Consider the following 24,564-nt stretch of genomic DNA (forward strand, 5'->3'; position numbering starts at 1 on the left):
GGTCTGGCCGTGGGCTGCACACTGCTGCTGCAGCGGCAGGCGCCATCCCTGGCCCAACCCACCGCCGCCCCCGTTCCGCTCCGCCTCGACGGCCCCGTCCAGCTCGACCTGCTGGCCGGCGACGGCATCGCCGGCCGGCGCGATGGCCCGGCGGCGCAGGCGCGGTTCGACGATCCGTTCGGCCTGGTCGCGGACGAGGCCGGCAATCTCTACCTGGCCGACGGCGGCGACGCCAACCGCATCCGCCGCATCGGCGCCGACGGCACGGTGACGACGCTGGCCGGCTCGGCCGAGGGCTTCGCCGACGGCGCCGGCGCCGCGGCCCGCTTCCATACGCCGTCCGGCCTCGCCCGCGATGCGGCCGGCAATCTCTACGTCGCCGACACCGGCAACCACGCGATCCGCAAGATCGGCCCGCAGGGCACGGTCAGCACCCTGGCCGGCGACGGTACGGCCGGCTACCGCGACGGCCCGGCCGGCCAGGCGCGCTTCGACGGGCCGGTCGGCGTGGCGGTCGACCGCCGCGGCAACGTCTTCGTGGCCGATACCTACAACGACCGCATCCGGGTGATCCGGCCCGACGGCACGGTCGCCACGCTGGCCGGCGGCGACCGGCCCGGTTACCGCGACGGCCCGGGCGCCGAGGCGCGCTTCGACACGCCCTGCGGCATCGCGCTCGACGACGGCGGCAACCTGTGGATCGCAGACACGCGCAACCGCGCGATCCGCAAGCTGGCGCCCGACGGCCAGGTGAGCACGCTGGCGCAAGGTATTCCCGAGGACGCCCGCGCGGTGCTGCGGCGGCCGCTGTCGATCGCGTTCGGCCGCGACGGCGCGCTCTATGTCGGCGAGGCCAGCCATGGCCGGCTGCTGCGCATCGCCCGGACGGGCGAGCTGACGGCGTTGACCGGCGACGATCCGGCCGAGCGGCTGTCGCTGCCGGCCGGGCTGGCCCTCGATCGCGACGGGCGGCTGCATGCCAGCGACGGCCAGGCGCATCGGCTGCACCGGATCGGGCCGCGCGCCGGCGCCGTCCGGCCGGTTGTGACCGGCCCGGCGCCGGCCGATCCCATGCCGGCCACCGGCGGACGCTGGCCCCTGCGGCCGCAGGACGGCTGGCACGAGGTGGTCGGCACCGTGGGCGAGGTGCGCGGCAACGCGCGCGGCGAGAGCCGCGACCATCTGCACAACGGGCTCGACGTGCGCGGCGAGGTCGGCGAGACGGTGCTGGCGATCGCCGACGCCAAGGTCGACGACCCGCTGGCGACCTGGGGCTACGGCCGGCTCGGCGAGGGCATGGCGCTGGGCGCGCTGCACTACATCCATATGCGGGTCGGCCGCGATGCGCGCGAGCAGCCGCTCGATCCGGCCCGTTTCCAGCAACTGCAGGACCTGGACGGCAAGGGCCGCGTGCGGGTGCGCCGCGGTACGCGCTTCCGGGCCGGCGAGGCGCTCGGCAGCATCAACGCCATGGCCCACGTCCATCTGGCGCTGGGCGCGGGGTGGACGATGCGCGATCCGTTCGAGCTGGGTCTCTTGGGTTTCACCGACCGGGTGGCGCCGACCATCGTGCAGATCGCCGTGCAGGACGGGCAGGGCAAGGCGCTCGGCCGCCTGGAGCAAGGCCGGCTGGTGCTGGCGCGCGACGGCGGGCCGCTGCAACTGGTGGTCGAGGCCTACGACCAGGTCGACGGCAACCGGCCGCAGCGCCGGCTCGGCCTGCATGCGCTCGGCTACCAGCTGTTGCGCGGCGACGGCACGCCGCTGACCGGTTTCGAGCAGCCGCGCGTCGGCATCGATTTCTCGCGGCTGCCGGCCGACGACGAGGCGGTCAAGGTGGCCTATGCCGCCGACAGCGGCATCACGGTCTACGGCAGCGCCGCCACCCGCTTCCGCTACCTGGCGGAGCACCGCGTGCGCGACGGCGTGGCCGAAGCGGCGGACGGGCCGCTGGCCGGCCTGCCGGCGGGCGACTACCTGATACGCGCCGTCGCCCGTGACCGGGCCGGCAACGAGACGCGGCGCGAGCTGGCGCTGACGCTGCGCTAGGCCATCATCCATCGGGCCGGCGGGCGGCATTTCTCCGCTTGCCGCCGCCGCGCGCCGGCGGCAGACTTGCGCCCCGCCCGTCCTATGCCGTCGTCCTGGCGGCTTTGCCGGCGGCTTTCCGAGTCGTTTCACCATCTCCTTACCCGATCGAAATCCGTCCAAGATGATTCGTCCATACCTGTTGTCCATCGCCTGTTCCGCCGCGCTCCTCGGCCTCTCCGGCTGCGCCAGCACGCCCGTCGCCGCGCCCAAGTCGGCCAACCTGCTGGCGCGCGCTGCCGTCGAGAACCAGTACCTCGAGCGCGGCTTCAATTTCACCGGCTCGGCTCGCTTCACCGAGATCGAATTCCAGCGCGACGGCGAGCTCGGCAAGCTGATGCAGCAGCTCGAACCGGCCACGGCCGACAAGTCGGCCTCCGGTAAGCTGGCCGGCGGTGCGATCGACATCGGCATCGACGCGATGCGCTCATTCCGCATCGAAGCGCGCGGCGCGGTCGACTTCGACGCTGCCCGGCTCGAGCTGGCGCCCACGCTGCGCTTCGCCCGGCCCAACCTGGAGGCGGCGCTGACGCTGCCGATGCTGTTCGAGGGCAAGGAGGCGGCGGTGTATTTCGACGGCTCGGCCATCGACTGGATGCTGCCCGGCCTGCGCGACAAGCAGGGCCAACTGATCCGCCTGGGCGGGCCCGAGGCGCTGAAGAAGCTCGACTTCGCCCTGCTGCGCAGCGACCTGAAGCAGGCCACGCGCGACACCTACGCCGCCATCGCCGACGATGCCTTCACCCTGCTGCCGATCAACGAGGACGAGCGGCGCGAGGGCGTGGCCTACAAGGTACGGCTCAAGCTCGACGCGGCACAGTACCGCCAGTTGAGCGACCGCATGATCGAGGGCCTGGCGCGCGCCGCGCAGACCCAGCTCGACCGGGTCGCGCCGGACAACAAGGAGCTGCCCGCTTACGTCGCGCTGCTCAAGATGGCGATGGGCGAAGCGAAATCGGAAGTCGATGCCCAGTTGCTGATCGATGCCAACGGTCGGCTGATCGGCACCGAATCGCGTTCCTGGGTCGACCAGAAGGGCGCACGTTTCGCGATGCAGACCTCGATGCGCATCTCGAACTTCGGCCAGCCGGTGTTCGCGCTGGCGCCGCAGGCCGGCCGCTGGTATCCGGCGGAAGAGCTGGCCGCGGTGTTCGCCAGCAAGAAGAAGGACCGGGCCGAAGAAGCCGAAGCCCCGGCCGCCGTCCCGGCGCCGAAGGCCCCGGCGAAGCCGGCCAAGCCGAAGAAGCGCAAATCCGTCAAGCAGACTGGCTAAGCAAGCTCAAGCCGAGGCGACAAAGCACTGCCGTCATCAGGGTCACTGACGAGCGTCAGCGAGGCTTCCCCGCGGCGGCGGGACGGGAGGGTAGGGATGTAACAGGAAGCCGCGGTCGCTTCAGCTCTAACGAACGGTGAGCGCCAGGGTTCCCCTGGCGCCTGCACCGCCCTGTTGATCTGCACGACTGTTCGTCAGGACCCCAGCGGCGCCAGCAGCGCCGCCAGGTCGCCCTCGTCGAAGACCGGCAGCTCGCCCGCGCGGTCGGCCAGTACGCCGGCCGCCAGCGCGGCCTTGCGCTCCTGCAGCGCCAGGATGCGCTCCTCGATGCTGCCGGCCGCCACCAGCTTGTAGACGAACACCGGCTTGTCCTGGCCGATGCGGTGGGCGCGGTCGGTGGCCTGGTTCTCGGCGGCCGGGTTCCACCACGGGTCGAAGTGGATCACGGTGTCGGCGGCGGTCAGGTTGAGGCCGACGCCGCCGGCCTTGAGGCTGATCAGGAAGATCGGCGCCTCGCCGTCCTGGAAGCGCCGCACCGGCGTGGCGCGGTCGGCTGTGTCGCCGGTCAGCAGCAGGTAGCCCAGACCGGCCGCCTGCAGTTCGGCCTCGATCAGCGCCAGCATGCTGGCGAACTGCGAGAACACCAGCACCCGGCGGCCTTCCTCGACCAGTTCGGGCAGCATCGCCATCAGCGCGTCGAGCTTGGCGCGCTCGTCCACCGCGCGGGCGCTGTCCTGCTTCAAGAGCCGCGGATCGCAGCAGACCTGGCGTAGCTTGAGCAGCGCATCGAGGATCTCGATCCGGCTGCGGGCGAAGCCCTTGCCGGCCACCGCCTCGCGCACCTTGGCGTCGAGCGCGGCGCGCACCGTCTCGTACAGCTCGCGCTGGCGTTCGCCCAGCTCCACTTCACGTACCACCACCGTCTTGGCCGGCAGTTCGCGCGCCACCTCGTCCTTGCGCCGCCGCAGCACGAAGGGCCGGATGCGCCGCGCCAGCAGCGCATGGCGTTCGGCGTCGCCGTGCTGCTCGATCGGCGTGCGCCACAGCCGGGCGAAGGCGCGCGCATCGCCGAGGAAGCCGGGCAGCAGGAAATCGAACTGCGCCCACAGCTCGCCCAGGTGGTTCTCCAGCGGCGTGCCGGTGATCGCCAGCCGGTGGCGCGCCCGCAGCGCGCGCACCGCGTCGGCGCTGCGGCTGGCGGCGTTCTTCACCGCCTGCGCCTCGTCGAGGATCAGCAGGTGGTAGTCGTGGCGGGCCAGCGCGTCGAGGTCGCGCCACAGCAGCGGGTAGGTGGTCAGCACCAGGTCGTGCTCGCCGATGCGGTCGAAATCGCGCGCCCGCTGCGGGCCGTGTAGCGCCAGCAGCCGCAGCGAGGGCGCGAAGCGCTGCGCCTCGTGGCGCCAGTTCGGCACCAGCGAGGTCGGCAGCACCACCAGCGCCGGCCGGTCGAGCCGGCCGGCTTCCTTTTCGAGCAGCAGATGGGCCAGCGCCTGGACGGTCTTGCCCAGGCCCATGTCGTCGGCCAGGATGCCAGCCAGACCGTGGCGGCGCAGGTATTGCAGCCAGGCCAGGCCCTGCAGCTGGTAGGGCCGCAGCGTCAGCGCGAGGCCCGCCGGCGGCGCCACCGGCTCGACCGCGCCGGCCTGGCGCAGCGTGTCGGCCATGCGCCGGGCGGCCTCCAGGCCGTCGGCCTGCCAGCCTTCGAGCGCCTCGACCAGCCGCGGCGCGTCGAGCAGCGGCAGCCGCAGCGTCGTTTCGTTCGCTTGCTCGAACAGCTCGGCCAGCGTCGCCAGCAGCGGCTTGATGCGGCCGGCCGGCACCTTGACGCGGCGGCCCATCGCGCCGCGCAGCATCACCGGGGTCTCGTCCGGCAGCAGCGCGCGCCGCTCGGCCAGCAGCCAGTGCGGCTCGCGCTGCACCAGGTCGGCCAGCATCGGCGCCAGCGGCAGGTGCTGGCCGTCGAATTCGACCGTCAGCGCCAGCGCGTAGCCGTGTTCGTCCTCGGCCACGTCGGCGCGCCAGTCGGTCGGCTCGGGCGCCCAGTGGCGGAAGCCGTCGCGCACCTCGATGCGCCAGCCCTGCTCGACCAGCCGCGGCAGCGCGTCGCGCATGAACAGCGGCCAGTCCTCGGGCCGGGCCAGGCCGTGCAGGCCGCGGGCGGCCTCGAACCATTGCGCGCTGGCGAACAGCTTGCTGGCCGGCACCGGCTTGAGGCCGGCCTTGGCCAGCGCTTTGAGCCAGGCGGCCTCGCGGTCCGGATCGCGCCGCAGCGCCAGCGCCCGGCCGTTCGCATCCTGGACGTGGCGCAGCCCGTCGCCGGCCTGCACCAGGTGGCCGCCGTAATCGAAGCGCGGCAGGGCGAGGTCGAACAGCTGGGCGCCGAACTGCCGGCCATAGCCGCGATAGCCGTTGATGCCCTGCACCGGCAGGCTGTCGAGCAGCAGGACCGGGACCGGCGCCGCATCGACGGTCGGCAGCGCGGCGGCGGCCGGCAGCGCCGGTTCGGGCAGGTAGGGCCGCAGCGCCTCGGCCACCAGCGGCAGGTCGAAGGCGCCGAGCGGCGGGATGGTCAGCAGCTCGCGCAGCAGCGGCCAGTCGCCGTCGAGCAGCAGCGGGCCGACCTGGGCGGTGTCGATGTCGAGGTAGGCGGGCCGTTCCAGCCGCAGCGTCCGGCCGGCCGGCTCGATCGCCAGCTCGGGCCGCTGCCGCGCCTGTTCGTCGTGGCGCCAGCACAGGCTGGCCGGCCGAGCCGGCCCGGCGCGCAGCGGGCCGACCAGGCCGAGCCGGCCGTCGTCGAGGTAGCAGCGCTCGGTGGCCAGCAGGCGTTCTAGCAGCGCCTGGTCGTTGCAGCCGGCCAGCGGGTAGCCGCCGCCGAGCCAGGTCTCGGCCGGCGCCTGCAGTTGCAGCAATTGCAGGATGGCGCGGTCGTCGGCGTCGATGAAGCCGGCCGGCCGCCGCAGCGCGCCGTCGAGGTTGTTCCACGGTTCGCCGTGCTGGGCCAGGCGGCCGTCGGGCTGCGGCCGGGCCTTGCAGAACGAGACCAGGCCGTCGCCGCGCGGAGTGAAATGGAGCAGGTAGAACAGCCGGACCGGCATGCCCCTGGGCGCGGCGGCGCGCTTGCCCTGGCGCGCCTCGAACTCGCGCAGCCAGGCCAGTACGGCCGGGTCGGCCTCGCGCTGCGGCTCGGGCGGCGCCTGCCGCAATGCCGCCAGCAGCAGCGCGGCGCAATGCTTGCAGGCGTAGCCGAGCGGGCAACTGCAATCGAACAGCAGGCGGCGGCGAGGCGCGGGCCGGGCGGCGAGAAGTCGATGTCGACCTGGCAGAGCTGCGCCGGATCGCGCACCTCGCCCTGCAGCCGGCAGCCGTCGGCCGACCAGCGCAGGCGGCCGACCGTGCCGACCAGCGGCTCGGCCTGGCGGACTTCGGCTTCGCCGAGCCAGTCGACGACGTCCTGGTAGCAGTAGGAAGGCGGGGAAGACACCGTGCGGCCCGGCAAAAGCCGCGATTCTAGCGCGTCGGCACTGGCGTCCGTTGCGCCTGTAGGAGCGGCTTCAGCCGCGAATCGGCGGTATGGCGCTGCCGGCATTCGCGGCTGAAGCCGCTCCTACATGGGAATCGCCGGCTCCCGCCAGGTCGGGCTTTACGCCCGACCGCGCTCTTCATTCGCGGCGCTGTCGGGCGTAAAGCCCGACCTACGGGCCTTCCCGTGAGCGCCATCGACCGAGGCCGCCGTCGGACAGAAGTCCGACCTACACCGCGCTACGCATCGGTCGGCGCGAGCCGGCTGAGGCGCGCTCACAAACACTGCGCCGGCACCGCCTGCGCCGCCGGATTGCGCGGATCGAAGCCGTCGGTCAGCGTGCACAGGAAGGCGATCACGTCGCGCACCTCGGCGGCGGTCAGCGTCGGCCGCGGCTGGAAGGGCGCGAAGCCGCGCGGGACGTTGGCGGCGTAGGCGGCCGGCAGGTCGTTGTAGCGCTGGTCGGGCGAGCCGTCGGCGCGGCGGTACCAGCGCGTCGGGTCGGCCTCGCGGGTGGCGTAGAAGCCGACCACGTCGCCGAGCCGGTCGAACACGCCGTTGTGGAAATAGGTCTGCTTGATCGCCACGTTGCGCAGCGTCGGCACCTTGAACTGGCCGCACAGCGCGGTATTGCGCGACAGGTCGGTGCGCAGCGGGCCGCACAGGCCCATGTCGTAGTACGGGTGGTTGGGGGCGCCGAGGTTGATCCCGTTGGCCGGGGCGAAGGCCGGCAGCACGGTGTCGTCGCGGTTGTAGACGATGCGGAAGTTGCGCGGCACGCCGAGCGCGCGGTAGCTGTGGTCGGTGAACAGCGCCGGCACCCCGGCCACCGCGGTGGCGGTGTGGCAGGCGGCGCAATTGCCCTTGGCCGCGTCGTTGAACAGCCGCTGACCGCTCGCTTCGCGCGCGCTGAAGGCGGCCTGGCCGCGCGTCACCGCGTCGAACTTGCTGCTGAACGGGTGGAACGACGGGTCTTCGGTCTCGAAGGCGGCGATCGCCCGGCCCAGGGCGGCCAGCGCGGCGTCGCCGCTGGTGGTCGCCGCCGCGCCGAACACCTGGCCGAACTGGGTGTAATAGGGCCGTGTGCGCAACCGCTGCAGCACCTCGGCCGAGCTGCGGTTGGCCATCTCGAACGGTGCGGTGAACGGCAGCTGGGCCTGGGCGGCCAGGCTGGCGGCGCGGCCGTCGAGCAGGAAGCCGCCGGCGGCCACGCCGGTCCGGGCCGGCTGGCCCGGCGCCTGGGCTGCGCCGCTGGCCGAGAAGGCCGGCGTGTAGTGGGCGTACATCAGGCTCGGCGTATTGCGCAGGCCCTGCAGTTCGAGCGAGGCGCCGCCGAACTGGGTCGGCTGGTTGCCCGGCGCCGCATAGCCGCGTGCCGGCGCATGGCAGGTGGCGCAGGACTGGCGGCCCGAGGCCGACAGCGCCGGGTCGAAGAAGATCGCGCGGCCGAGGCTGGCGGCGGCGGACAGCGCGCCGGCCGGCGTCGGCGTGGGTTGCGGGGTGGGCGTCGGCTTGGCCGGCGGCGGCGGTACCGGCGGCCTGGGCGGTGGGGGCACGGCGGCCAGCAGGGTGCAGTGCAGGATGCCCAGCAGGGCCAGCGGGGTCAGCCGGCGGATCAATTGTCCGATGGTCTTGTTTTCCATGAGCGCGCATCCTCGTCGGGTCGGTTGCTGGCGAGCGGGAGGGGGGTCTCCCGGCGGCCAAGTTGCGCGCACAATGTGGAGCAATCGTGGAGGCGGGTCCGGCGGCCGGGCGTGAGAAATACCGCGCATGGCCTGCGATCTGACGCCCGCGGCGATGTCGCGACATGCGGCGGTGTGGCGTCATGTAGCAGCGGCTTCAGCCGTGAATGGCGCCGGTGGCCATGCCGCCATTCGCGGCTGAAGCCGCTCCTGCGGTCACGCTTCGGCGACGTGGCGTGACGGCGCCGTCGGGCATGAAGCCCGACCTTCGGTGGCAGTGTCGCCGCCTTATCGTAGCCGCGCCGGGTTTTCCCCTCACTTCGGGATGCGGTTAACGCCTTGATTCTGCTATCCTTCCGCCCCTTTCAAAGTCCGCGCCCCTCGCCATGAGCCTGCTGCCCCATCAACTCGAACTGCTTGCCCCCGCCAAGACCGTCGAGATCGGCCGCGAAGCCATCCTGCACGGCGCCGACGCGGTCTACATCGGCGGGCCCTCGTTCGGCGCGCGCCACAACGCCTGCAACGAGGTGAGCGAGATCGCCGGGCTGGTCCGCTTCGCCCACCGTTACCACGCGCGCATCTTCGTCACGCTCAACACCATCCTGCACGATGCCGAGCTGGAGCCGGCGCGGCAGCTGGTCCACCTGCTCTACGACGCCGGCGTCGACGCGCTGATCGTGCAGGACATGGGGCTGATGGAGCTCGACCTGCCGCCGATCCAGCTGCACGCCTCGACCCAGTGCGACATCCGCACGCCCGACAAGGCGCGCTTCCTGGCCGAGTCGGGCTTCTCCCAGATCGTGCTGGCGCGCGAACTGACGCTGGACAAGATCCGCGCGGTGCGCGCCGCCGTGCCGGCCGACACCACGCTCGAATTCTTCATCCACGGCGCGCTGTGCGTGGCCTACTCGGGCCAGTGCTACATCAGCCACGCCGACAACGGCCGCAGCGCCAACCGCGGCGACTGCTCGCAATCGTGCCGGCTGCCCTACACGCTGACCGACGCCCAGGGCGGCGTGGTGGCCTTCGAGAAGCACCTCTTGTCGATGAAGGACAACGACCAGAGCGCCAACCTCGAGGCGCTGGTCGACGCCGGCATCCGCTCGTTCAAGATCGAGGGCCGCTACAAGGACATGGGCTACGTGAAGAACATCACCGCCCACTACCGCCTGCTGCTCGACGCGCTGCTCGAAGCGCGGCCGGACCTGGCGCGCGCCTCCAGCGGCAGCACCGAAATCTTCTTCACCCCCGACGTCGACAAGAACTTCCACCGCGGCCATACCGACTACTTCGTCACCGGCCGCAAGGCCGACATCGGCGCCTTCGATTCGCCCAAGTTCGTCGGCGTGCCGCTGGGCACCGTCACCCGGCTCGGCCCCGACTGGTTCGAGCTGGCTACCGCCGAGACGCTGGCCAACGGCGACGGCCTCAACTACATGAAGAAGCGCGAAGTGATGGGCCTGCTGGCTAACGTGGCGCAGCGCGTCGGCGAGACGGTCGACGACGACGGCGCCGCGCTCGGCGTCTGGCGCGTCTGGCCCAACGAGCCGATGGCGGCGCTGGCCGGGCTCAAGCCGGGCCTGGGCATGAACCGCAACCGCGACCACGCCTGGGAACAGGCGCTGCTGCGCCAGTCGGCCGAGCGCCGCATCGGCGTGTGGGCGCGGCTGGAGGACGACGCCGAGGGCCTGGTGCTGACGCTGACCGACGAGGACGGCATCGCCGTTACCGTGCGCCAGCCGCTGGCGCTGGAGCCGGCCCAGCATGCCGACAAGATGGCCGCCACGCTGCGCGACAAGCTGGCCGCGCTCGGCAACACGCCGTTCCGCGCGGTCGACGTCGTCCTGGCCACGCGGCAGACCTGGTTCGCGCCGGTCTCGGTCCTCAACGGCCTGCGCCGCGCCGCCGCCGAGCAGCTCGAGGCCGCCCGCCTCGCCGCCTGGCAGCGGCTGCCGCGCAAGGCCGAGACGCAGCCGCCGGCGCCCTATCCGGAGACCTCGCTGAGCTACCTCGCCAACGTCTACAACGAGGCCGCCCGCGCCTTCTACACCCGCCACGGCGTGCAGCTGATCGCGGCGGCCTACGAGGCGCACGAGGAGGCCGGCGAGGTCAGCCTGATGATCACCAAGCACTGCTTGCGCTTCAGCTACAACCTCTGCCCCAAGCAGGCCAAGGGCGTGAAGGGCGTGCAGGGCCAGGTCAAGGCCGAGCCGATGACGCTGCGCACCGGCAACGAGACCTATACGCTGCGCTTCGACTGCAAGCCGTGCGAGATGCACGTGGTCGGCGCCATGAAGCCGCACATCTTCGATTCGCCGGCGCCGTCGAGCGTGCCGGTCTCGACCATCACCTTCTTCAAGCAGCGGCCGGCCGCTGCCCATTGAGCGCCGACTAGGATGTCCATGACCACCCCCGCCACCGCCTCGCCCTTCGTCGAGGAAACCCGCTTCGGCAACTGGTTCCTGCGCACCGCCACCTGGCGCGTCCACGTGCTGCGCCGCGCGCTGGCCGACCTGGCCCGGCTCTTGCCGCCCGACCGCCGCTACGACGAGATCCTCGACGTCGGCTGCGGCTTCGGCCATTCCTTCGCCGAGCTGTCGGCGCTGCTGTCGCCGCGCCGCATCGTCGGCTTCGACGCCGACCCGGGCCTGGAGCAGCGCGCGGTCGACAATGCGCGCATCGCGCCGTGCGAGGTCGAGCTGGCGGCCGGCAACGCCGCCCGCATGGATTTCGCCGACGGCCGTTTCGACCTGATCTTCTGCCACCAGACCTTCCACCACATCGTCGAGCAGGAGGAGGCGCTGGCCGAGTTCTACCGCGTGCTCAAGCCCGGCGGCGTGCTGCTGTTCGCCGAGTCGACCAAGCGCTACATCCATTCGCTGCCGATCCGGCTGCTGTTCCGCCACCCGATGGAGGTGCAGCGCACGGCCGAGGAATACGTGGCCATGATCCGCCGTGCCGGCTTCGACCTGCCCGACGCGCGGCTGTCCTACCCCTTCCTGTGGTGGAGCCGGCCCGACCTCGGCTTCCTCGAATGGATCGGCTGCAAGGTGCCCGAAGTCCGCGAGGAGACGCTGGTCAACGGCGTCGCCATCAAACCCCTGAACGAGGAAACCCGATGACCGCCACCACCTGGGACGCGATCCGCCCGGCGCTCGAGCACTACGACGAAGCCCTGCCGGCCGACGAATTGGCCGCGGTGCTGGCCGACCCCGGCGCGATGGCGCCGGCGCTGCTGGCCGAGCTGGCCGCCTGCGCCGCCGACCCCGGGCCGCGCATGGACGACGAGGCCGGCTGGATGCTGCACCTCTACGCCATCAACCTCCTGGCCGCGCTGCGCGACACGCGGGCGTTCGAGCCCTTGCTGGCGATCGCCCGGCTCGACGGCGACGCGCTCGAGGCGCTGCTGGGCGACCACCTGACCGAGAGCCTGCCGCGCGCGCTGGCCGCCACCTGCGACGGCGGCGAGGCCGCGCTGCAGGCGCTGGCGAGCGACGCTGGCGCCTATTTCTGGAGCCGCGCCGCGGCGCTGCGGGCCTTGTCGCTGCGCGCGCTCGAGGGCGACTACCCGCGCGCCGAGCTGCTGGCCTGGCTGAGCGCCGAGAGCGAGCGCGAGGCGCAGCGCATGGTCGACGAAGACTTGCAGCCCGAGCAGGGCAGCGGCAGCGACTACCTGGGCGAGCTGGTGGTGACCCTGGAGGAGATCGGCGCGGGCGAACTGGCCGAGACGGTGGCCGACTGGTACGAGGACGGCCTGATCGACGATGGCGTCACCTCGCTGGAAGACTCGCAGCAGCGCCTGGCGCGCGACTGGGAAGCCTGCCGCGCCGACGAGCTGGCGCACGGCTGGGGCTACCCGCGCGACGTGATCGGCGAGATCGGCCGCTGGGCCTGCTTCAATCTCGACGAGGCCGACGCGGAAGACGAGGACGGCGAGGCCGAGCCGCAGCAGCCGGTGCGGCGCGAGGAGCCGAAGGTCGGCCGCAACGATCCTTGCCCGTGCGGCAGCGGCAAGAAGTACAAGAAGTGCTGCGGGGCGAGCGCCTAGGCGGACTCGCATAGGGTGGTGCGCTCGCTGCGGCCGGGCGTTCGAGGTGAGTAGACACTCGACCGCGGCGCACCCTGATTGATCCCTTCCCCCTCACCCCCGCCGCCGCGGGGGAGCCTCGCTGGCGCTCGTCGCGCCTGTGGAGCCTTAGCCGGACGCTCGGCGGTTCGTGATTTCGCCGAGGGTGGAGCTGCGCCCGGCGGAGCCGGGCGTTCGAGGTGAGCGAGTACTCAGTCCCGGCCCCACCCTGATCGACTCCACCCCCCTCACCCCCGCCGCCGCGGGGGAGCCTCGCTGACGCTCGTCGCGCCTGCTTCGTCCGTTTGCACTGATCGGCCGATCCCTCTCGCGATGGATCGAGATCGCTGTAGGAGCGGCTTCAGCCGCGAATGGTCGGGCATCCACCACGGCCATTCGCGGCTGAAGCCGCTCCTACACATATCCAGACCGCTTTTGCGGCGACTTGAACGTGTCCGTGGGGTTTGGTCCGCCCCATTCTTCCGTTCCCGCGGCAGACCTTTCGTCGCATCCATTCAAGCGCTCGCTTGCAGACCCGATCATCGAGGGAAAACCGGTCTTGCCCGGCCCGCGGCAAGCTGTTCCGATCGCGGCCTGGCGGCCGGCCCTGCCCTGTGTGGCGGCCGTGTCGCCCATCATTTGTGCTGCACACGCAAGCGGTGTAAACCGATGTGATTGCACCTGCCGTCCAGTCCGGACGGTGCGCCCGTTCATGGATGCCCGCATGGATTTCTACGCCGACGAAAGTCGGGTCGCCGCGCTCGAACTCCGCTTCGGCGCCAGCGAGCCGCTGCCGCTCGAAGCGCTGGTCGAACTGGCCTGGCACCTGCGCCAGCGCGACAGCCGCCGCGCGCTGTCGCTGGCCGACGAAGCGACCCAGTGGCTGGCCGCCGGCGACGACGACCACGCCGCGCTGCGCGCGCGCCTGTCGCTGTTGCGCGCCGAGATCGCCGCGCTGAACGCCGAATTCGAACGCGCCGCCGATCTGCTGGCCCGCGCCCGCACCGCCTTCGAGGCGATCGGCGACGCGGCCGGTGTCGGCGACTGCTATCTGGGCGGCGCCCTGCTGGCCGGCTTGCGCGACGACGAGCGCGGCCAGCTGGTGGCGGCCGGCCTCGCCGCCACCGCCTACAGCTTGTGCGACGATCCCGCCCGCAGCCAGCTGGCGGCGGCCTGGGCGGCGCTGGCCAGCACGCTGGCGGCGCCCGATTCGACCACCCGCCGCATCGACGAAGCGCGCGCGCCGGGCGCGGTGCCGCCTGGCGGCACCGCGCTGCTGCTGGCGCTGGCCGAGGGCCGCCAGGCGCTGCTGGCCGGCGAGCCGGTGCGGGCCGCCATGCTGTTCGCCGGCCAGACCGAGGCGGCCGAGCAGTTCGGCATGCTGCATTGCCGCATCCGGATCGGCGCCTGGCTCGGCACGGCCTTCGCCGAACTCGGTGACCGCGAGGATGCGCTGGCCTGGCTCGAGCAGGCGCTCGCCCTGGCGCGCCGCGCCGGCTGGCCGCAGGCGATCGGCGACGCGCTGGCGCAGCTGGGCGACCTGGTCCAGCAGGCCGGCCAGCCCGAGCGCGCCCTGGGCTTGCTCAACGAAGCGCTCGGCTGGCTGGCGGTGGTGCCGGCCTCGCGCGGCTATGCGCGGGCGCAGTGCTACCTCGGCCACGTCGAACTGCAGCTGGGCCGCAACGAGAGCGCGCTGGAGCAGGCCGAGGCGGCCGAGCGCATCGCCACCGCGCTGTCGGCCTGGCCGGTGGTGGTCGACGCCACCACCCTGGCGGCGCGCGCGCTGGCCCGCCTGCACGCGGCCGAGCCGGCCCGCCAGCACGCCGCCCGGGCATTGGCGCTGGCCAGCCAGCACGGCCTGCCGCGCTGGGAGCTCGAGGCGCTGCGCGCGCTGGCCGACATCCACACCGCCCATCCGCAGCCCGAGCATGCCGATGCGCCGCTGCGCTGCCTCGAACGCGCGCTCGACATCGCCGGCCTGCTCGGCAACCCGGCCGAGCAGACGGCGGTGCTCGAGCGGCTGTCGCAGGCCTGGGAGGCGAGCGGCGACGCGGTCCAGGCCCTGCGCTGCGAACGCCGCGCGCGCGCCTGCGCCGCCGGTGCCGAGCAGCAGCGCCAGGCCAACCGGCTGGCCGCGCTGGAGATGCGCCACCGGGCCGAGCAGCAGCGGCTCGACGCCGCCCACCAGCGCGACCTGGCGCGGCTCGAATCGGTGCGTGCGCAGGAGCTGGCCGGCTCGCTGCAGGTGCTGGAGAACCTCGGCCGCATCGGCCGCGAGATCACCGCCAGCCTCGACCTGTCGAGCGTGCTGTTCACTCTGGTGGCCCACCTGGGCAAGCTGGTGCGGGTGACCTACGTCGGCATGTCGGTGCTCGAGGCCGACGGCAAGACGCTGTGCCGCCGCGGCGTCGAGGACGGCCGGCCGCTGCCCGAGCGGCGGGTGTCGATCGACGACCCGCAGTCGCAGGCGGCGCGCTGCGCGCGCGAGCGGCGCGAGATCCTGACCGACTACCCGGCCGGCCAGCGCAGCCAGTCCCACGTGCCGGGCACGCGCGAGATGCACGCCTCGTGGTTCGGCCCGCTGCTGGTCGGCGACGAGCTGGTCGGCGTGCTCAGCATCCAGTCGACCGACGAGCACGCCTACGGCGAGCGCGAGCGGCTGATCTGCCGCACGCTGAGCGCCTACGTCGCGGTGGCGGTCGCCAATGCGCGCGTCTACGCCCGGCTGGGCGACCAGCACGCGAGGCTGACCGAGGTCGAGGCCGAGATGCGGCGGCTGGCCGCCACCGACGCGCTGACCGGCATTCCCAACCGGCGCCAGTTCCTTTCGGTGCTGGCGCTCGAGATCCGCCGCGCCTGGCGCACCGGCCGGCCGCTGGCGGTGGTGATGGCCGACATCGATCATTTCAAGTCGGTCAACGACACGCTGGGCCACGCCGCCGGCGACGCGGTGCTGACCCGGGTGGCGCGGGTGCTCGACCGCGGCAAGCGCGGCGTCGACACGGTGGGCCGGCTCGGCGGCGAGGAATTCGCCATCCTGCTGCCCGAGACCGACCTGATGCAGGCGGCCGAGGTGGCCGACCGGCTGCGCACCGCGGTGGCGGCCGAAGCGTTCGACTGGGAGGGCCGCGGCGTACCGGTGACCATGAGCTTCGGCTGCGCCGTGCTGGCCGACCCGCCGGCCGGCGGCGAGGAAGCGGCGATCGCCGGCCTGCTGCAGGTGGCCGACCGCGCGCTCTACCAGGCCAAGCACGCCGGCCGCAATTGCACGGCCTGGCTCCGCGACGGGGAGGGTGCGCTGTTTTCGGTGGTGGACGAGGAGTGAGTGAGGGGTTAGGCGTGAGGGGTTAGGTGTGAGGTGTAACCCCTCCCGGCCTCCCCCTTGAAGAGGAGGGGCGCGGTGCGTCGACCTCCGACGTCGGCGATGTGCACGCCCGTCTCGCCTGCTCTGCACGAACTCCCTCCCCTTCAAGGGAGGGCTGGGGTGGGGATGGGGTCACCCCTCACGCCTCACCCCTCACCCCTCACCCTTGCGCTACCATCGCGGCCTCTCGACCCATCAACCCGGCCCATGCAATGAAACAGCTCACCCCCACCGAACTCGCCCAATGGCTGGCCGACCCGGCCGCCGATCGACCGCTGCTGCTCGACGTGCGCGAGCCGTGGGAATTCCAGCTGTGCAACATTGCCGGCGCCGAGAACCGCCCGATGCAGACCATCCCCGCCACCGTCGGCGAACTCGATGCCGACCGTCCCACGGTGGTGATCTGCCACCACGGCATGCGCAGCTACCAGGTCGGCGTCTTCCTCGAGCGGGCCGGCTTCGACGCGGTCTACAACCTCGCCGGCGGCGTGGCCGCCTGGGCCGACGAGGTCGAGCCGGCGATGGCGCGGTATTGAGAGGGCCACCCAGGCACGTCCGCTCATACCGATTGCCGCCGACGGCGATTTGAGGCGTAGGAGCGGCTTCAGCCGCGAATGGTTGAGTACCCACCGACGCCATTCGCGGCTGAAGCCGCTCCTGCAAAACGCGAGGGCCGCGCCGCCCTGCGCGGAAGATCGAGCCCGCGCGGAGGGTAGAAATAGCCGCTGATGAGCGTCAGCGAGGCCCCTCTGGACCACCCCACAAAGTCTGCGACTTTGCGGGGGCCCGGGGCGGCGAAGGTGGGGGAGTAGGGCTGGATCGAGGTCCGCACCGGTCCGTTCAGTCTGTACCAGCCTGGAAGCGCCCGGCTCCGCCGGGTGCCTGCACAAACGGCGCACTCAAGAGCGGCAGGCAAAAAAAGCGGCGCGGATTCCGCGCCGTTAATCATCCTGTTGGGGGTGACAGGATTCGAGGAGACAACATCCGCGATGATTCGCAAGGGCAAATCGCGCGACATGGCTTCAGAGCGCCGTCGCCGCGCCGGGTTCCGCACTGCAGCAAAATATATCCTCGCGTTCGGCACGGCGTCGGCGTTGACCGGTTGCAGCCCTGCCCCGCCCGGCTTCGACGCGGTGCGTGCGCAATGGCGTAGCAGCGACGCGCTGATCGTCGACCGGGCCGGCCGGCCCCTGCAGGCCGGCCGAATCGACCCGCGGCTGCGCAAACTTGGCTGGACGCCGCTGGAGCAGGTTTCGCCCACGCTGCTGCAGGCGCTGCTGGCGGCCGAGGACAAGCGCTTCTACGAGCACCGCGGCGTCGACGGCGCCGCGCTGGTGGCCGCGGCCCTCGACACCGCCGGCGGCGAGGTGCGCGGCGGCAGCACGCTGACCATGCAACTGGCCGGCCTGCTCGACGACGAGCTGCGCGCCGCCGGCGGCCGCCGCAGCGTCCGGCAGAAGCTCGGCCAGCTGAGCGCGGCCGGCCGCATCGAAAGCGGCTGGAGCAAGCCGCAGATCCTCGAGGCCTATCTGAACCTGGCGCCGTTCCGCGGCGAGCTGGTCGGCATCGACGCTGCCAGCCGGCTGTTGCTCGGCAAGGCGCCGGCCGGGCTCGACCGCCGCGACGCGCTGCTGCTGGCCAGCCTGCTGCGCGCGCCCAACGCGGCGCCCGAGGCGGTGGCGCGGCGCGCCTGCGCGCTGGCCGCGTCTACCGCCTCGCCCGATGCCGCCGCGGCGACCGCCTGCGCCCCGTTGCGCGCCTATGTGCTGGCCACGCTGGCGGGGCCGCCGCGCGCCCTGCCGGGGCCGGACGCCGCGCCCGAACTGCTGGCCCGCCTCGCGCCGGCCGCCGGCGCCACGCTGCGCAGCAGCCTCGACGGCGACTTGCAGCGCGCGGTGCGCACCATCCTGCGCGACCAGCTGGCCCAGCTCGGCGGCCGCAACGTGCGCGACGCCGCCGCGGTGGTGCTCGACAATGCCAGCGGCGAGGTGCTGGCCTGGGTCGGCTCGCCCGGCGCCGGCGGCGGCGCGCGCTTCGTCGACGGCGTGCTGGCGCCGCGCCAGGCCGGCTCCACGCTCAAGCCCTTCCTCTACGCGCTGGCCTTCGAGCGCGGGCTGCTGACGCCGGCCTCGCCGCTCGACGATTCGCCGGTGGCGCTGGCCACTCCGGCCGGCCAGTACGTGCCGCAGAACTACGACCGCAGCTTCCGCGGCCCGGTCAGCGTGCGCAGCGCGCTCGGCGCCTCGCTCAACGTGCCGGCGGTGCGCGCGCTGCTGCTGGTCGGGCTCGACGACTTCCACGCCCGGCTGCAGGCGCTCGGGCTGCCGCTCGACCGGCCGGCCGCCCACTACGGCTACGGCCTGGCGCTCGGCGCGGCCGAGGTGCGGCTGATCGACCTGGCCAATGCCTACCGCGCGCTGGCCAACGGCGGCCGCGCCGCGCCGTGGCGGCTCACGCCCGGGCCGGCGCTGCCGGGGCGCCAGGCGCTGGCGCCGGCGGCCAGCTGGCTGGCGGCCGACATCCTGGCCGACCGCGGCGCGCGCGCCGCCGCCTTCGGCTTCGACAACGCGCTGGCCACGCCGGGCTGGAGCGCCGCCAAGACCGGCACCAGCAAGGACATGCGCGACAACTGGGCGGCCGGCTTCAGCGCGCGCCATACCGTGGCGGTGTGGGTCGGCAACGCCGACGGCGAACCGATGTGGGACGTCTCGGGCGTCACCGGCGCGGCGCCGGCCTGGCGCGAGATCATGCTCCGGCTGGCCGACGGCGGCGGGGCGGCGGCCGTCCCGGCCGGCGTCGAGCGCCGCGCGATCCGCTTCCAGCCTGCGATCGAGCCGCCGCGTGTCGAATATTTCATCGCCGGCACGGCGCAGGACGTGATTGAACTTGCCGACGGCCGACCGGGTCCGACCATCGTCTATCCGGCCGACGGCCTGATCGCCGCGCTCGACCCGGACATCCCGCCGGCGCGCCAGCGCATGGTGCTGCGGGCCAGCGGCAGCGAGGGCCTGCGCTGGCAGCTCGACGGCGTGCCGCTGGGCGATGTGGCCGTCGCGCTGGACTGGTCGCCGGTCCCCGGCCGCCATCGCCTGGCCCTGGTCGACGCGGCCGGACGCTCGAAAGATGCGGTGCGATTTGAAGTTCGCGGCGCACTCGTCCGATAACTCGTCTGCCGTCCCCTACAATTGCGGGGTGGGCCGCAAGAGGCCCAGGCATTAGAATTGCCGCGCCGCGCGGGGGCGCGGATCAACAGGATCGCATCGTGGTGTTCTCTTTCTTCAAGAAAAAAGACGTCGAGCCGGACGAGCCGCTGCCCAAGCAGCCGCGCATCGTCCAGCCCAAGCCGGCCACGCCGCCGGCCGGCGACGGTGGGCCGGCCGCGGAAGCCGCCGCGCCGCCGCGCGAATTGCCGGTACTCGATTTCACCACCATCGGCCCGACCACCATCTCGGGTGCCCGCATCGACGTGGTCGAGAGCAGCGACGCGCTGTCGGCCGCGATGGAGCAGGCCGCGATCAGCTTCGCCAACGACCAGGTCGACGACGCCATCGCCATCCTGGTCGCCGACATCGCCACCGCCGAGGGCCAGCACGCGCTCGACACCTGGCTGATGCTGTTCGACCTCTACCAGATGCGTAACCGCCGCGCCGAGTTCGACGAGCTGGCGCTGCGCTTCGTGGTCGCCTTCGAGCGCAGCGCGCCGGTATGGCAGGGCGCCAGCGGAGCAGACAAGCCGGCCGTCCCGCCGGCGCAAGCCAAGGCCGGTGGCCCGTCCTACCTGTTCCCCCAGCAGCTCAAGGGCGACACCGTCGAAGGCCAGCTCGACCAGCTCGAGAAGCTGACCGCGGCCGGCGCGCCGGTGCGCATCGACTTCGGCCGCATCGAGCAGATCGACTCGGCCGCTGCGGCCGCCGTGGTGGCGCGCTGGGCGCGCTTCCGCAAGAAGAAGGTCCGCTTCCAGCCGACCGGCGGCCCGGCGCTGGCCGACAAGCTCAAGGCCAGCATCGAGGTGATGCGGCGCGTCGACGACGAGGCGCCGTTCTGGCTGCTCCTGATGGAGGTCTACCAGTTGCTGGGCCTGCAGGAGGACTTCGAGAACACCGCGGTCGACTACGCGGTGACCTACGAGGTCTCGCCGCCGTCGTGGGACATCACCGCCAAGACCAAGACCGCCGCCGAGGTGGCGGCCGAGGAAGCCAAGCTGCGCGCCGAGGCGCCGACGCCGGAGCCGGTGGTCGACGCCTTCCAGTTCCAGGGCCCGATCGTCGGCGGCAGCGAGGCCGCCTTCGCGCCGATGCTGGCCTATGCCGAGGAACACCAGGATGTGCGCATCGACTTCTCGCGCGTCAGCCGGATCGACTTCGTCAGCGCCGGCATGCTGATGAATGCGCTGGTCACGCTGACCGCGCAGGGCAAGAGCCCGATCCTGACCGGCGCCAACGAGCTGGTGGTGGCGCTGTTCCGCATCATGGGCATCGCCGACGTGGCGCGCATCGTCCGCAAGAAATAGCGGGCTTGGCCGGTGAGGTGCGAGGGGGTTAGGTGTGAGGGGTTGACCCCATCCCCACCCCAACCCTCCCCTTGAAGGGGAGGGAGCAGATGGTGGTTGGCTGAACGATCACCGGCGATGGAGCCGTCGCTGCGCGGCTCCTCCCCCTTCAAGGGGGAGGTTGGGTGGGGGATGGGGTTCACCCCTCACCCCTCACCCCTCACCCCTCACCCCTCACCCCTCACCCTCACCCCTCACACCTCACACCTAACCCCTCGCGCTTCGCTATAATCCGACCGCTCCGGGGAGCGCTGCGAGGTCGTTCCGATCCCAGGCCCGGTGTCCAAGTCCAAGCCGACTGTCCCAAAACCGCGCTCACCTGACCAACCCGTGCCGGGCACGGGATGCAATCCAGGTGAGAACCGCATCCCGCCTAGGTCCCTCCGCTGTCACGTCCGGCCGCATCGCGCGGCGGCGTCGCCGCGCGGGCGCCTGACCCGGCCACCTGTTCGAAAGGATGAACACCGTGGCAGACAAGCAAGACTACGTGATCGCCGACCTGGCGCTGGCCGACTGGGGCCGCAAGGAAATCCGCATCGCCGAGACCGAGATGCCGGGCCTGATGGCGATCCGCGAGGAATACGCCGCCGTCCAGCCGCTCAAGGGCGCGCGCATCACCGGATCGCTGCACATGACGATCCAGACCGCCGTGCTGATCGAGACGCTGCAGGCGCTCGGCGCGCAGGTGCGCTGGGCCTCGTGCAACATCTTCTCGACCCAGGACCACGCCGCCGCGGCGATCGCCGCCACCGGCACGCCGGTGTTCGCGGTCAAGGGCGAGACGCTGGCCGAATACTGGGACTACACCCACCGCATCTTCGACTGGAGCGACGGCGGCTACTCCAACATGATCCTCGACGACGGCGGCGACGCCACCCTGCTGCTGCACCTCGGCGCCCGCGCCGAGCAGGATCCGACCGTGCTGGGCAACCCCGGCAGCGAAGAGGAGCGCGTGCTGTTCGCCGCCATCAAGGCCAAGCTGGCGGTCGACGCCAGCTGGTACTCGACCCGGCTCGAGCACATCCAGGGCGTGACCGAGGAGACCACCACCGGCGTGCACCGGCTGTACCAGATGCACCAGCGCGGCGACCTGCGCTTCCCGGCCATCAACGTCAACGACTCGGTCACCAAGTCCAAGTTCGACAACCTGTACGGCTGCCGCGAATCGCTGGTCGACGGCATCAAGCGCGCCACCGACGTGATGGTGGCCGGCAAGATCGCGGTGGTGGCCGGCTACGGCGACGTCGGCAAGGGTTCGGCCCAGGCGCTGCGCGCGCTGTCGGCCCAGGTCTGGATCACCGAGATCGACCCGATCTGCGCGCTGCAGGCCGCCATGGAAGGCTACCGCGTGGTGACCATGGACTACGCCTGCGAGCACGCCGACATCTTCGTCACCGCCACCGGCAACTACCACGTGATCACCCACGACCACATGGTGCGCATGAAGGACCAGGCCATCGTCTGCAACATCGGCCACTTCGACAACGAGATCGACGTCGCCGGCATCGAGCAGTACCAGTGGGAAGAGATCAAGCCGCAGGTCGACCACGTGATCTTCCCGTCGGGCCGCCGCATCATCCTGCTGGCCCGCGGCCGGCTGGTGAACCTCGGCTGCGCCACCGGCCACCCGAGCTACGTGATGTCGTCGAGCTTCGCCAACCAGACCATCGCCCAGATCGAGCTCTACACCCGCAACCAGGACTACCCGGTCGGCGTCTATACGCTGCCCAAGCACCTGGACGAGAAGGTGGCGCGGCTGCAGCTGAAGAAGCTCAACGCCCAGCTGACCGAGCTGACCGATGCGCAGGCAGCCTACATCGGCGTGTCGAAGCAGGGGCCGTACAAGGCGGACCACTACCGCTATTGATCGGCCGTCGTTTGCCGTATATCGGTAAATGATCAAATTCTGTAGCAAGGTGGTGCGGCGTCGCGGCGGCGGCGCCGCCCGCCGCGACCGGGCGGATGCCCGCGAGGCCAGGCCAGGCCTCGTTCGCAAGTAACAGACGGCCTGTTACTTCCGTGCTTGGCAATAGTGGCGGCGCCGGTTGCGATCTGTAACTTCGCGGTGCTATAACTTTTCCGTATCCGATTGGCCGAACACACAGGCCGCGGCTTACCCCGACGGCTCTCGTTGTCTGCCCCGCATCGGATCGCCACAAAATCCGAGTTCGTCCCTGCCTGTCGGTCGCACGACCGATGCCGCGCAGGTGGACGCCAGCGGAAACCCAGAACCATAAGAACGAGCCCGACCGTCGGGCACCCGCCGTTGCTGGTGGATTCTGAGGAGAGCGGTGTGTCCGCAATCGAAGTGCCCGCGCGTGCCGAATGCGCCGCGCCATCCGAGCCGATCGGGCTCGCCGCCTGCTTCCCCCATGCACCCGGGCCGCTCGCCGCTGCGCTCGACGGCCTGCTGGCCCGTCCCTTCACCGTCGCCGACCTCGACTTCCTGTGCGCGCTCTATGTCTCGACCCGGCTCGACGAGCTGGCCGAGGTGCAGTGGAGCGAGGCCGACAAGCTCGGCTTCTTGACCCAGCAGTTCGCCGCCCAGCATTGCTATTACCAGGAACACTACGCCGACGCGCAGCGTCTGCTGCTGCTGCGCGAGGGCCGGCCGATCGGCCGGCTCTACTGGTGGGCCGATGCCGCCGCCGCGGTGCTGATCGACGTCAGCCTGCTGCCCGATGCGCGCGGCCAGGGCATCGGCCGGGCGCTGATGCAATTGCTGGTCGGCCAGGCCGACCGGCTCGGCCTGCCGATCACGCTGCACGTCGAGCCGACCAATCCCGCCCAGCGGCTGTACCGCCGCTTCGGCTTCGAAACCATCGCCCAGAGCGGCGTCTACGACAAGATGCGCCGCAGTCCGGCGCACGAGGCTTCCCGACCATGAACCAGACCATGCCCGCCAAGGACGAGCTGCAGGCCGCCGTCGGCCGCGTCTTCCTCATCTCCAACGCGCTCGGCGCCTCGGTCGAAGCCACCTTGGCGGCGGTGTACGACGGCGTGCCGATGAACAAGCGCTACTGCTGCTTCAGCGCCGAATTCGCGCTGCCGGTCGGCCAGGCCATCGCCTCGTCGGTCTACGGCGTGTCCGACGGGCAGTCGACCTGGCCGCTGCTGCTGACCCCGGTCGGCCGCGACGAGGAGGACAGGCCGCTGGTCGAGGCGGTCTTCCACTATCCGGTTTCCCAGCCCGCCGCCGTCCCGACGGCGGGCTGAATTCCAGCGCCTCCGGCGCCCAATGCAACGCGCAATCTGAGGAGATAGCAAAAATGAGTGAACCGTTCCTGGGTGAGATCAAGATGTTCGGCGGCAATTTCGCGCCGCGCGGCTATGCGCTGTGCAACGGGCAGCAGATGAGCATTTCGCAGAACACCGCGCTGTTCTCGATTCTCGGCACCACCTTCGGCGGCAACGGCCAGGTCACGTTCGGCCTGCCCGACATGCGCGGCCGCGTGCCGACCCATTGGGGCCAGGGCCCGGGCTGTCGCTCGTCGACCTCGGCGAAGTGGGCGGCGTGGAGAACACCACCCTGCTGATCTCCAACATGCCGATCCACAATCACCAGGCCGTCTTCACCGGCACCCCGGCTGCGGTGACCGGCGGCGGCAGCGGTACGACGGTGACGATCGACGTGGGCACCTCGGCCAGTCCCGCGCTCGCCAACCCGACCAATGGCGGCACCACCTACCTGACCGCGGTCACCGCTGCGACCAGCGGCGGCGACAACGTCGACTTCCAGGGGCTCTACACCACCACCGCGCCGGCGGCCGGCGCCAAGGCCACGCTCGGCGGCGTGACGGTCGGCAGCGGCGGCGGCGGCGGCACGGTGACGGCCACCGGCACGGTCACGGTCGGCAACAACGGCGGCAGCCTGCCCTTCAGCATCCAGCAGCCCTATCTCGGCGTGACCTTCATCATCGCGCTGAACGGCATCTTCCCGTCGCGCAACTGATCGCGCGACCCCGCGGCAGCAGGAACGAACGGACAAGGCGTTGCTCGATGAGCAAATAACGTAATCGTCG

General features: G+C 71.8%; 17 protein-coding genes and 1 riboswitch. Of the genes, 15 read left to right on the forward strand and 2 right to left on the reverse strand.

Going from position 1 to position 24,564, the window contains the following annotated elements:
- The first annotated feature begins 9 nt into the window (after positions 1-9).
- Positions 10-2,049, forward strand: coding sequence for an NHL repeat-containing protein (locus H9L41_RS01390; protein ID WP_265583918.1), 2,040 nt, complete (start codon positions 10-12; stop codon positions 2,047-2,049).
- A 163-nt stretch (positions 2,050-2,212) separates the two neighbouring features.
- Complete coding sequence (locus H9L41_RS01395) at positions 2,213-3,361, forward strand: hypothetical protein (RefSeq protein ID WP_157461926.1); 1,149 nt, start codon at positions 2,213-2,215, stop codon at positions 3,359-3,361.
- A 194-nt stretch (positions 3,362-3,555) separates the two neighbouring features.
- On the opposite strand, the gene H9L41_RS01400 is transcribed toward H9L41_RS01395, so the two are convergent.
- Positions 3,556-6,564, reverse strand: coding sequence for a DEAD/DEAH box helicase (locus tag H9L41_RS01400; protein ID WP_187523647.1), 3,009 nt, complete (start codon positions 6,562-6,564; stop codon positions 3,556-3,558).
- Positions 6,565-6,588: 24 nt separating this feature from the next.
- Here H9L41_RS01400 and H9L41_RS01405 point away from each other — a divergent pair, with 24 nt between their 5' ends.
- Complete coding sequence (locus H9L41_RS01405) at positions 6,589-6,819, forward strand: hypothetical protein (RefSeq protein ID WP_187523648.1); 231 nt, start codon at positions 6,589-6,591, stop codon at positions 6,817-6,819.
- 337 nt (positions 6,820-7,156) lie between these two features.
- Here H9L41_RS01405 and H9L41_RS01410 read toward each other — a convergent pair whose 3' ends face one another.
- Positions 7,157-8,524, reverse strand: a complete 1,368-nt coding sequence (locus H9L41_RS01410; RefSeq protein WP_051318912.1) for a cytochrome-c peroxidase — start codon at positions 8,522-8,524, stop codon at positions 7,157-7,159.
- A gap of 425 nt (positions 8,525-8,949) precedes the next feature.
- Here H9L41_RS01410 and H9L41_RS01415 point away from each other — a divergent pair, with 425 nt between their 5' ends.
- The 12 genes from H9L41_RS01415 to H9L41_RS24285 all read left to right on the forward strand — a co-directional run bounded on the left by H9L41_RS01415 (position 8,950) and on the right by H9L41_RS24285 (position 24,494).
- Positions 8,950-10,947 carry a peptidase U32 family protein gene (locus H9L41_RS01415; RefSeq protein WP_028445779.1) on the forward strand — a complete coding sequence of 666 codons (1,998 nt, stop codon included), beginning with the start codon at positions 8,950-8,952 and terminating at the stop codon, positions 10,945-10,947.
- Between the two features lie 18 nt (positions 10,948-10,965).
- Complete coding sequence (locus H9L41_RS01420) at positions 10,966-11,685, forward strand: class I SAM-dependent methyltransferase (RefSeq protein WP_028445780.1); 720 nt, start codon at positions 10,966-10,968, stop codon at positions 11,683-11,685.
- Entirely contained in the window at positions 11,682-12,611 is a 930-nt protein-coding gene (locus H9L41_RS01425; protein WP_028445781.1) for a DUF1186 domain-containing protein, read from the forward strand. Before H9L41_RS01420 ends, H9L41_RS01425 begins: the two co-directional genes overlap by 4 nt.
- A gap of 742 nt (positions 12,612-13,353) precedes the next feature.
- Positions 13,354-15,954 (forward strand): GGDEF domain-containing protein, encoded by a 2,601-nt coding sequence (locus H9L41_RS01430; RefSeq protein ID WP_028445782.1) that lies wholly within the window; start codon positions 13,354-13,356, stop codon positions 15,952-15,954.
- A 251-nt stretch (positions 15,955-16,205) separates the two neighbouring features.
- Positions 16,206-16,529: a rhodanese-like domain-containing protein gene (locus H9L41_RS01435; protein ID WP_028445783.1), complete on the forward strand. Its 324-nt coding sequence runs from the start codon at positions 16,206-16,208 to the stop codon at positions 16,527-16,529.
- 558 nt (positions 16,530-17,087) lie between these two features.
- Positions 17,088-19,157 (forward strand): penicillin-binding protein 1C, encoded by a 2,070-nt coding sequence (pbpC, locus tag H9L41_RS01440; RefSeq protein WP_051318913.1) that lies wholly within the window; start codon positions 17,088-17,090, stop codon positions 19,155-19,157.
- A gap of 98 nt (positions 19,158-19,255) precedes the next feature.
- Positions 19,256-20,503, forward strand: a complete 1,248-nt coding sequence (locus H9L41_RS01445; RefSeq protein ID WP_028445785.1) for an STAS domain-containing protein — start codon at positions 19,256-19,258, stop codon at positions 20,501-20,503.
- Positions 20,504-20,779: 276 nt separating this feature from the next.
- Positions 20,780-20,866: riboswitch (S-adenosyl-L-homocysteine riboswitch) on the forward strand.
- A gap of 133 nt (positions 20,867-20,999) precedes the next feature.
- Positions 21,000-22,409, forward strand: coding sequence for an adenosylhomocysteinase (ahcY, locus tag H9L41_RS01450; RefSeq protein ID WP_028445786.1), 1,410 nt, complete (start codon positions 21,000-21,002; stop codon positions 22,407-22,409).
- 426 nt (positions 22,410-22,835) lie between these two features.
- Positions 22,836-23,429, forward strand: a complete 594-nt coding sequence (locus H9L41_RS01455; protein WP_211236850.1) for a GNAT family N-acetyltransferase — start codon at positions 22,836-22,838, stop codon at positions 23,427-23,429.
- Entirely contained in the window at positions 23,426-23,758 is a 333-nt protein-coding gene (locus H9L41_RS01460; protein ID WP_028445788.1) for a DUF6916 family protein, read from the forward strand. Before H9L41_RS01455 ends, H9L41_RS01460 begins: the two co-directional genes overlap by 4 nt.
- A gap of 53 nt (positions 23,759-23,811) precedes the next feature.
- The gene (locus H9L41_RS24280) at positions 23,812-24,078 is read left to right on the forward strand and encodes a phage tail protein (protein WP_265583919.1); all 267 of its coding nucleotides are present in this window, start codon (positions 23,812-23,814) and stop codon (positions 24,076-24,078) included.
- Positions 24,057-24,494, forward strand: coding sequence for a hypothetical protein (locus tag H9L41_RS24285; RefSeq protein WP_265583920.1), 438 nt, complete (start codon positions 24,057-24,059; stop codon positions 24,492-24,494). Before H9L41_RS24280 ends, H9L41_RS24285 begins: the two co-directional genes overlap by 22 nt.
- Positions 24,495-24,564 lie beyond the last annotated feature (70 nt).

The sequence above is a fragment of the Chitinimonas koreensis genome, assembly GCF_014353015.1.
Classification (GTDB): Bacteria; Pseudomonadota; Gammaproteobacteria; order Burkholderiales; family Chitinimonadaceae; genus Chitinimonas; species Chitinimonas koreensis.

Bases quoted from the DNA above. Each gene is read 5' to 3' on its own strand.
- H9L41_RS01395 (WP_157461926.1), top strand. From the start codon at position 2,213: ATGATTCGTCCATACCTGTTGTCCATCGCCTGTTCCGCCGCGCTCCTC.
- H9L41_RS01405 (WP_187523648.1), top strand. From the start codon at position 6,589: ATGCTTGCAGGCGTAGCCGAGCGGGCAACTGCAATCGAACAGCAGGCG.
- H9L41_RS01410 (WP_051318912.1), bottom strand. From the start codon at position 8,524: ATGGAAAACAAGACCATCGGACAATTGATCCGCCGGCTGACCCCGCTG.
- H9L41_RS01415 (WP_028445779.1), top strand. From the start codon at position 8,950: ATGAGCCTGCTGCCCCATCAACTCGAACTGCTTGCCCCCGCCAAGACC.
- H9L41_RS01420 (WP_028445780.1), top strand. From the start codon at position 10,966: ATGACCACCCCCGCCACCGCCTCGCCCTTCGTCGAGGAAACCCGCTTC.
- H9L41_RS01425 (WP_028445781.1), top strand. From the start codon at position 11,682: ATGACCGCCACCACCTGGGACGCGATCCGCCCGGCGCTCGAGCACTAC.
- H9L41_RS01430 (WP_028445782.1), top strand. From the start codon at position 13,354: ATGGATTTCTACGCCGACGAAAGTCGGGTCGCCGCGCTCGAACTCCGC.
- H9L41_RS01435 (WP_028445783.1), top strand. From the start codon at position 16,206: ATGAAACAGCTCACCCCCACCGAACTCGCCCAATGGCTGGCCGACCCG.
- ahcY (WP_028445786.1), top strand. From the start codon at position 21,000: ATGAACACCGTGGCAGACAAGCAAGACTACGTGATCGCCGACCTGGCG.
- H9L41_RS01460 (WP_028445788.1), top strand. From the start codon at position 23,426: ATGAACCAGACCATGCCCGCCAAGGACGAGCTGCAGGCCGCCGTCGGC.
- H9L41_RS24280 (WP_265583919.1), top strand. From the start codon at position 23,812: ATGAGTGAACCGTTCCTGGGTGAGATCAAGATGTTCGGCGGCAATTTC.